A 3,687-nucleotide genomic window follows, 5' to 3' on the forward strand; every position below is an offset into this window, starting at 1 on the left:
TGCAGGTCGAGAATAATGAATCCGTTTACAGGTTCAATCAACCGCGACAAAAACTCTCCGTGACGCTCCACTTCTTCCAATGAATAGGAAAATGCCAGATTTTCCAACCCTACAGGACAGGAACAAGCTTCCTGGATACGCTGCAGGCGGTCAATACCGAGATTCAGTGTTTCAGTTGTATACGGCACAGAGATTGGCGCACCTTTGTGAAAATCTTCTCCGGTCATGAAACCGAAATGTTCCGTAATGTGATCAAATGTAAAATTGGACGAAACTTTACGCAAATGGTCGAGCCATCGTTGTTGTTCAGAGGTCCATTTCCCGGAAAACAACGAGAAATATACGCCATGACCCATCAGTCTTCCTTCGTCTCCGAAGGCATGAAGCAATTCAACAAACCAATCCGGGATATCACGTACTTTGTACAAGGTATCAAAAGACCATTCGATTGCCTCGATTTTTTCCGCGGCAAACAAAGGCAAAGTTGCTTGTAAAAGCTGATTATCCAGGTTACAGGAAACTGCTGAACGAATTTTTGAAGACAGTTGATTCATCCCATTCCACAAGCAGGACAAGAATATCCCTTTTTATGCTCTTTCCCCCTGGATTCCGTTTTTTTTGAAGGTTTCATTTTTGCCTCTTGGGTTCTACCCGAATTTACCTCATTCTTTTGGCACGAGGAAGACATTGAACTTACGGCAATACCCAATGTAATTGCCTGAAGCAAGGTGGAGGAAAGTTTCATTGAAAAAATGATTAACTGGTTTTATCCCATTCCGCAAGCCGGGCAACAATCCGGATTGGTTGCGTTTTGAACAGGCTGACCTGATTGATTATTCGTGATTCGCTCCTTGTTTTTGCTGAAATCTTCCTTTTCGCAGGAAGTTACGGTAGCCGTCAGGGCTGTTACGGAAACACCCAACGTAATGGCTTGTAGTAATGATGTAGAAAGTTTCATAATCTAAATTTTTCAAAAGGTAAAACATTCCGTTCGAAAGCACAAATTTATTATTCTGTAAGTTAGATCATTAACTACCGAATCTTCCTTTCCCGGGAGGATCCTCTTATTATTTTTAGGTTCTGTACGAAAATATAGATGATAAAAAATTCACTCTGATTTCATGTCTGTAATGGGGCAAAGCTGAAACTTAGGCGTAAGCGTTCTGAGGATTTTTTTGAAAATCCTCCAATTTCCGGACAATAGGTATTTTTATACCCGGACAAGAATTGATTTTTTAATTTTAACCCATGAAAATAGCTCTAACAGGTGCACACAAAGTTGGCAAAACAACATTGGCTGAAAAGCTTCAGGAATCCCTGCCCGATTACATCTTTGTACAGGAACCATACGTAGAATTGGAAGAGAAAGGGATTGTTTTCTCCGAAACACCGGAATTGGAAGATTTTTCTGCTCAACTCGAACATTCGATCGAAAGAATGGACCTGGATGAACCCGATGTTATTTTCGACCGGTCTCCGCTGGATCTTTTGGCCTACGTTTATGCGACCGGCGGTGCCAAAGCTTCTCAAAATTTCTACACCAAAGTGCGGGAAGCCACGGAGGAAATCGACCTGTTGATCTTCGTTCCGGTTGAAAATCCGGATATAATCGGTTGCCCCGAATCTGAATTTCCTCAACTCCGGGAAAAAGTCAATGATTTACTGGAAGAATGGATCAATGATTTTGATCTTGAAACACTTGTTGTGAGAGGAACTTTAGCAGCCCGTGAAAGACAGGTATTGGAAACAATTGTGCGTTTGTATTAAACTTTTTGACTCAGGGAAACTCCAAAGAATCAAATTATACAAACTTTAGATACTTCATCATGGACCAAAACAACAAACCCGAATTCTGGGAAGCAAATTTCAGTGAAAAGCAAGAAATGTGGGGCATGGAACCTTCCAGATCTGCCCTGCTGACAAACGATTTATTCCTGGAAAAATCCATCAAAAAGGTGCTTATCCCTGGAATCGGCTACGGGCGAAATGCGCAGATTTTCCGGGAAAACGGAATGACCGTTACAGGAATCGAGATTTCAGAAACAGCAATTGAACTGCTGAAAAAACATTACGGTGAAGAAATCGCTGTTTATCATGGTTCGGTAACTGATATGCCTTTCGACCAACTTCACTACGACGGAATATTCTGCTACGCCCTGATTCATTTATTGGATGAAAACGAACGGAAAAAACTCATTCATGATTGCTACAATCAGTTGACAGATAACGGATACATGATTTTTACGGTTATTTCGAAAGAAGCTCCGACTTATGGAACGGGCAAACAGATCGGTAAAGACCGCTACGAACAATTCGGTGGAGTGAATATGTTCTTTTACGATGAAGATTCTATCCGGACCGAATTTTCTGATGCAGGATTGCTTGAAATCAAAAAAGTTCAGGAGAATTTCCCCTTCTACTTCATTATCTGTCAAAAAAACAACTGAAAAACGATTCATACAAATCAGGACGCAGCAGTTTTTAGCTCCTGCGCCCTGATCCTTGAATCATGTCTTACAATCAATCTGTAATGATCATACGCTTGGAATCAATCAGTTTGTTGTTGGCAATAATCGCATACATAAACATTCCTGCAGAAAGACTGTTGGAAGCAACCGTAATCCTGTTTTCTCCCTTTTGAGTCAGAGGAACAGTCAATAGCTGCTTTCCTGTCAGATCGTACACTGCGATATAAGCTTCTCCGATACTTTCCGGAACATAGTAACGAATCGTCGTTTCGCGGTTGAACGGATTGGGTTCATTCTGGTACAAACGGATTTTTGCTTCTACCGCATTTCCACTCAATAAATCATCCGATGGCAAGTGTTTTTTCAACTCCGCAATGATCGCATGTTGTTCATTAATTTGCTTTTGCTGTTCCTGAACAGCCGCAATCAGAACCGGAATCAACCCTTCGTAATTCACCGATTTCAATGACGGTAATTTGCCACTTACTTTCCCGTTTTCATCAAACAGATCCAATCCCGGTACTTCGCGCACTAATTCCGGAAATACGGTTTCCAATTCCTGGGCAATCAACCCGATTTGGTTTCCTTCCGGAAGATTCATTGCCTTGAATTCATCCTTCCGGAACACATAAGTGCTTGGTTTCAGTAACGCCAATTTATCCAACGCATTGGTAAACGGCTCAATGTTGGTTTTCAGCTTGCGATCTGAAGTCGTATAGGAACCCGAACAATACGTATTTCCATTGAAATAGGCAGACCAGCCGCTTGCTCCTGCGGATACGGTGTAAGAACTGACAATCCCGATCGCTGTGCGAGCCGTTCCGGATGCCGTTGCTTCAAATGTACCGCCAACATTGTAGTGTCCGCCTGTTGCCGTACCATAAACACCGTGATTGTAGGAAGAGAAGTTTCCGCTGATATTCGGTGTTTGAGCAATTCCCCAAACTCCACGACTCAGGTTTTGGGTTGCGCCTACCTGATTGGTAGCAACTCCTTTCACTCCGGTCGGAACTCCATCCACGCTCAGATTCGCTTCAAAAAGTCCTGCCGTAAATACGCTGGAAGCACTGGTGATACTCAAAGAACTTTGAACACGAGCCGTCAAAGCAGAACTTCCTGTTCCAAATCCGACATTTCCGGTTCCGGCCTGGAAAAACATGCGGTAGCCACCACCGGAATAGTCGTAAAGTCCGAAATGTCCTGCTCCTTCACCATTCCC

At 42.8% G+C, this 3,687-nt stretch carries 5 protein-coding genes; 2 read left to right on the forward strand and 3 right to left on the reverse strand.

Going from position 1 to position 3,687, the window contains the following annotated elements; genetic code table 11:
* Both Q1V93_RS18290 and Q1V93_RS18295 read right to left on the reverse strand, forming a co-directional pair.
* A partial coding sequence (locus tag Q1V93_RS18290) for a DUF692 family multinuclear iron-containing protein (protein WP_300666671.1) occupies positions 1 to 554 on the reverse strand: 554 nt, incomplete at its 3' end.
* A 212-nt stretch (positions 555 to 766) separates the two neighbouring features.
* Positions 767 to 958, reverse strand: a complete 192-nt coding sequence (locus Q1V93_RS18295; protein ID WP_300666673.1) for a hypothetical protein — start codon at positions 956 to 958, stop codon at positions 767 to 769.
* Between the two features lie 290 nt (positions 959 to 1,248).
* Between Q1V93_RS18295 and Q1V93_RS18300 the strand changes: the two genes are divergently transcribed.
* Entirely contained in the window at positions 1,249 to 1,767 is a 519-nt protein-coding gene (locus tag Q1V93_RS18300; RefSeq protein ID WP_300666676.1) for an AAA family ATPase, read from the forward strand.
* 59 nt (positions 1,768 to 1,826) lie between these two features.
* Complete coding sequence (locus Q1V93_RS18305; RefSeq protein ID WP_300666678.1) at positions 1,827 to 2,447, forward strand: class I SAM-dependent methyltransferase; 621 nt, start codon at positions 1,827 to 1,829, stop codon at positions 2,445 to 2,447.
* A 73-nt stretch (positions 2,448 to 2,520) separates the two neighbouring features.
* On the opposite strand, the gene Q1V93_RS18310 is transcribed toward Q1V93_RS18305, so the two are convergent.
* On the reverse strand, positions 2,521 to 3,687 hold a 1,167-nt coding region (locus Q1V93_RS18310; protein ID WP_300666681.1), incomplete at its 5' end, for a tail fiber domain-containing protein.

This window comes from Fluviicola sp. (assembly GCF_030151805.1).
Lineage (GTDB): Bacteria > Bacteroidota > Bacteroidia > Flavobacteriales_D > Crocinitomicaceae > Fluviicola.